General features: G+C 44.6%; 3 protein-coding genes and 2 rRNA genes. 4 read left to right on the top strand and 1 reads right to left on the bottom strand.

Annotated elements, in window-relative coordinates; all coding sequences use genetic code 11:
* Positions 1 to 12 precede the first annotated feature (12 nt).
* The 4 genes from W234_RS0105890 to W234_RS0105875 all read left to right on the top strand — a co-directional run bounded on the left by W234_RS0105890 (position 13) and on the right by W234_RS0105875 (position 4429).
* A 23S ribosomal RNA gene (locus W234_RS0105890) occupies positions 13 to 2873 on the top strand.
* Positions 2874 to 3021: 148 nt separating this feature from the next.
* Positions 3022 to 3136, top strand: a 5S ribosomal RNA gene (rrf, locus tag W234_RS0105885).
* A gap of 207 nt (positions 3137 to 3343) precedes the next feature.
* Positions 3344 to 3811 (top strand): hypothetical protein, encoded by a 468-nt coding sequence (locus W234_RS0105880; protein WP_025645640.1) that lies wholly within the window; start codon positions 3344 to 3346, stop codon positions 3809 to 3811.
* Between the two features lie 156 nt (positions 3812 to 3967).
* Positions 3968 to 4429, top strand: a complete 462-nt coding sequence (locus W234_RS0105875) for a DUF5677 domain-containing protein (RefSeq protein WP_025645638.1) — start codon at positions 3968 to 3970, stop codon at positions 4427 to 4429.
* On the opposite strand, the gene W234_RS0105870 is transcribed toward W234_RS0105875, so the two are convergent.
* On the bottom strand, positions 4426 to 4968 hold a 543-nt coding region (locus tag W234_RS0105870; RefSeq protein WP_025645636.1), incomplete at its 5' end, for an IS1595 family transposase. The two genes, W234_RS0105875 and W234_RS0105870, sit on opposite strands and share 4 nt — an antisense overlap.

Raw genomic sequence — 4968 nt, 5'->3', positions numbered from 1 at the left:
TTGGGGTTGTATGGTCAAGTAATTAAGCGCACATGGTGGATGCCTTGGCAGTCAGAGGCGATGAAAGACGTGACAGCCTGCGATAAGCTTCGGGGAGGCGGCAATATCCTGTGATCCGGAGATTTCTGAATGGGGAAACCCACCTAGCATAAGCTAGGTATCTTATACTTTGTATAAGAAGCGAACGAGGGGAAGTGAAACATCTCAGTACCCTTAGGAAGAGACATCAATTGAGATTCCCCAAGTAGCGGCGAGCGAACGGGGAGAAGCCGATTATCTTTAGAATAGAAGAACAGCGTGGGAAAGCTGACCATAGTAGGTGATAGTCCTGTATTTTAAATTCTGAAGATAACATATTAAGTAGAGCGGGGCACGAGAAATCCTGTTTGAAGATGGGGGGACCATCCTCCAAGGCTAAATACTCCTGACTGACCGATAGTGAACCAGTACCGTGAGGGAAAGGCGAAAAGAACCCCTGTGAGGGGAGTGAAATAGAACCTGAAACCGTGTGCGTACAAGCAGTGGGAGCCACCTTGCGTGGTGACCGCGTACCTTTTGTATAATGGGTCAGCGACTTATATTCTGTAGCAAGGTTAACCGTTAGGGGAGCCGTAGGGAAACCGAGTCTTAATAGGGCGTCATAGTTGCAGGGTATAGACCCGAAACCGAGTGATCTATCCATGAGCAGGTTGAAAGTGCCGTAACAGGCACCGGAGGACCGAACCCACTGTCGTTGAAAAGCCAGGGGATGACTTGTGGATAGGGGTGAAAGGCTAATCAAACTCGGTGATAGCTGGTTCTCCCCGAAAGCTATTTAGGTAGCGCCTCGGACGAACACCATTGGGGGTAGAGCACTGTTTCGGCTAGGGGGTCATACCGACTTACCAAACCGATGCAAACTCCGAATACCGATGAGTGATATCCGGGAGACACACAGTGGGTGCTAACGTCCATTGTGGAGAGGGAAACAACCCAGACCGCCAGCTAAGGCCCCAAATTCCTAGTTAAGTGGGAAACGAGGTGGGAAGGCATAGACAGCTAGGAGGTTGGCTTAGAAGCAGCCATCCTTTAAAGAAAGCGTAATAGCTCACTAGTCGAGTCGGCCCGCGCGGAAGATGTAACGGGGCTCAAACTAGGAGCCGAAGCTGCGGATTTGAAAATTGTTTTCAAGTGGTAGGGGAGCGTTGTGTAAGCCTGTGAAGGTGTGTTGTAAAGCATGCTGGAGGTATCACAAGAGCGAATGCTGACGTGAGTAACGATAATGCGAGTGAAAAGCTCGCACGCCGGAAGATCAAGGGTTCCAGTCCAACGTTAATCGGGGCTGGGTGAGTCGACCCCTAAGGCGAGGCCGAAAGGCGTAGTCGATGGGAAATCGGTTAATATTCCGATACTTGTTTATGATGCGATGGAGGGACGGAGAAGGTTATGTCAGCCTAGTGATGGTTATCTAGGTGAAAGGATGTAGGCTTGCAGCTTAGGTAAATCCGGGCTGCTATATGGTCGAGATCTGATAGCAAGTCCTACTTGTAGGACGAAGTGGCAAATACCAGGCTTCCAGGAAAAGCTTCTAAGCGATAGTCATAAACGAATCGTACCCTAAACCGACACAGGTGATCAGGTAGAGAATACCAAGGCGCTTGAGAGAACTCTGCTGAAGGAACTAGGCAAAATGGTACCGTAACTTCGGGAGAAGGTACGCTATTGGTGGTGATAGGACACGCTCCTTGAGCTGCTGGTAGTCGCAGATACCAGGCTGCTGCAACTGTTTATTAAAAACACAGCACTCTGCAAACACGAAAGTGGACGTATAGGGTGTGATGTCTGCCCGGTGCTGGAAGGTTAATTGATGGGCTTAGCGTATGCGAAGGTCTTGATCGAAGCCCCAGTAAACGGCGGCCGTAACTATAACGGTCCTAAGGTAGCGAAATTCCTTGTCGGGTAAGTTCCGACCTGCACGAATGACATAATGATGGCAGCGCTGTCTCCAGCAGAGACTCAGTGAAATCGAAATCGCAGTGAAGATGCTGTGTACCCGCGGCTAGACGGAAAGACCCCGTGAACCTTTACTACAGCTTTACATTGAACTTTGACCTGACTTGTGCAGGATAGGTGGGAGGCTTTGAAGCAGACACGCCAGTGTTTGTGGAGCCATCCTTGAAATACCACCCTGGTCATGTTGGGGTTCTAACTCAGGTATAACAATACCGAGGACAATGTATGGTGGGTAGTTTGACTGGGGCGGTCTCCTCCTAAAGAGTAACGGAGGAGTACGAAGGTGCGCTCAGACCGGTCGGAAATCGGTCGAAGAGTATAAAGGCAAAAGCGCGCTTAACTGCGAGACCCACAAGTCGAGCAGGTACGAAAGTAGGTCTTAGTGATCCGGTGGTTCTGTATGGAAGGGCCATCGCTCAACGGATAAAAGGTACTCTGGGGATAACAGGCTGATACCGCCCAAGAGTTCATATCGACGGCGGTGTTTGGCACCTCGATGTCGGCTCATCTCATCCTAGGGCTGAAGCAGGTCCTAAGGGTATGGCTGTTCGCCATTTAAAGAGGTACGCGAGCTGGGTTTAGAACGTCGTGAGACAGTTCGGTCCCTATCTACCGTGGGCGTTGGAAATTTGAGAGGATCTGCTCCTAGTACGAGAGGACCAGAGTGGACGAACCACTGGTGTTCGGGTTGTCATGCCAATGGCATTGCCCGGTAGCTACGTTCGGATGGGATAACCGCTGAAAGCATCTAAGCGGGAAGCCCACCTCAAGATTAGATTTCCCTAAAGAGCCGTTCAAGACTAGGACGTTGATAGGCAGGGTGTGGAAGCGCAGCGATGCGTGTAGCTAACCTGTACTAATTGCTCGTTTGGCTTGACCATACAACACCCAAGTGGTTTGTAGCTATCTATCAGAACTTGGTTCTATAGTTAGACAAGCATTATATCGATATCACCTTTATCCTTGATTCAGTTAGGATAAGTGATACTTATTAAAAGTCACACAACAGACTCATATCTAAACCCCTTTGCTGACGACAATAGCACGATGGCACCACCTGATCCCTTCCCGAACTCAGAAGTGAAACATCGTTGCGCCAATGGTAGTGTGGCTCCGGCCATGTGAGAGTAGGTCATCGTCAGCTCTCTATTCCTAAAAGCCCCCGACTAGTTACCTAGTCGGGGGATTTTTTTATGGGGGATGTTTTATAGATAATACCTAATCACTGTTAAAAGGTATGAAAGAGTGCAGGTTGTTGCTTTTGTTGCTATATTACTTGTTCTTGATATCACCTAGATCAATGTATCAAGTGCAATATTAAATAATAATTAGCAAGGTTTTAGGATAAACAATGACTTTTGAACCCGCTGTTGTAAGTGCAATAACTGCTTTGGTAGCAATCATAGTAGGGCCACTAGTAAGCATTTGTATTGCTAAAAATCAAATTAATGCTTCTGTGGTTTCATCTAATCGTCAAGTATGGATAAATCGTCTGCGCGATGAGTTAGCTACTTTAGTAGGTATTATTCATCACATGCCATCCGCTCATGCTAATGAATCAGTTTCGACCAAAGATGTAATTGCTGATTATGGTAAGTTTGTAGAAAAGTTTCAGGTTATAAAGCTCCTTATCAACCCTAATGAGACTGATCATCAAGAGCTAGTTCGGTTGATAGAGTGCGCTGATAAAAAAATTATTGAGTCAATCAATGATAAAACGGCTAATGCCAGTGAATTTGAAACTATTGGTCGAAGTATAGTGACACAGTCTCAAATGGTTTTAAAAAAAGAATGGGAGCGAGTCAAAAATGGTCAGTAGTAAATATTCAAATCTTGCCAATACTTTAGAATTTACTTTAAAAAAGTCTATTCATTATTGGTTGCTTAAATAAATAAGAAATTTATATATCTTTCACAAGCTACTGGTTTTAATTAACTACTATTTAATTTTTATTTGATATTGGGTTCAGAAAGTATGGAAAAAGTTCTAGGTACTTGGGCAGCAATGTCTAGCCAGTTTATTGGCGAATGTTTTGATAATGCAAGGCCATACTTGGAGGAGCGGATTGAGGGGATGGATTCATATGTTCAGTTTGTTAGTTCTCAGCTATTTATTGACTGCCATTTAAGTAGTGAAAGCTCTCTTATTCTAGTTAAAGAATCTAAGGAGTGGGACGCTGATATTATTAACCGATCAGTTATGGAAGGTACGATCAAATATGCATTTATCATGAGTGGTGAGGCATCAGAAGCAAGACAAAAAGCGTTCGAATATTGGGAGCAACTTCCAAATTTCTCTGCAATAAAGCATCATGATAGAGCGTTTGCATTTCTCAACGAAGTTTCTAACCCAGACGATCCAGAGTGGACACCATTTAGAAAATTATTACTAACTCAAGAAGAGATAGATTTAGGGGCTGTAGTAGATAAGGATTAAATATCACACCATTTTTTCAAGGTTTTCAGCTGATTAGATGGTGAACCATAGTTAAATCTAAACTCACATTCTTTTAAAAACAAATGGAAGTTCTTCTTATCGATCCCATTATACTTTCTTAGAGTTCGTTTAGACTGGTTCCAAAAGTTCTCAATGCCATTGATGTGATTGTTTTTACCACAAGTAAACTCTTTAGAGTGATTGACTCTGAAATGTTTGAATTCGCTCACATCTAATGCATTATAACTTCGATAGCTATCCGTATAAACAAAGCTGTCAGGCTTGATGTTACGCTTGATGACAGGCATTAGGGTGGTTTGTTTGGTGTCTGCTACGACAATGGTATAAACCTTACCGTTTCGTTTTAGAATACCAAATACAGCGGTTTTACCAGCAGCCCCGCGACCTCTTTTGCCTTTGCGTACGCCACCAAAGTAACTTTCATCTAATTCGACTTCGCCATCAAAAAGCTCATCAGCTTGTAATGAGAGATGGTAATCTATCACAAGTCTTATTTTATGATAAAAAAGTGCAGCAGT

This window comes from Psychrobacter sp. TB15 (genome assembly GCF_000511655.1).
GTDB lineage: Bacteria > Pseudomonadota > Gammaproteobacteria > Pseudomonadales > Moraxellaceae > Psychrobacter > Psychrobacter submarinus.
This window is presented reverse-complemented; position numbering and strand designations above follow the sequence as displayed.

Coding starts and splice junctions, on each gene's coding strand:
- W234_RS0105875 (WP_025645638.1), top strand. CDS start 3,968: ATGGAAAAAGTTCTAGGTACTTGGGCAGCAATGTCTAGCCAGTTTATT.
- W234_RS0105880 (WP_025645640.1), top strand. CDS start 3,344: ATGACTTTTGAACCCGCTGTTGTAAGTGCAATAACTGCTTTGGTAGCA.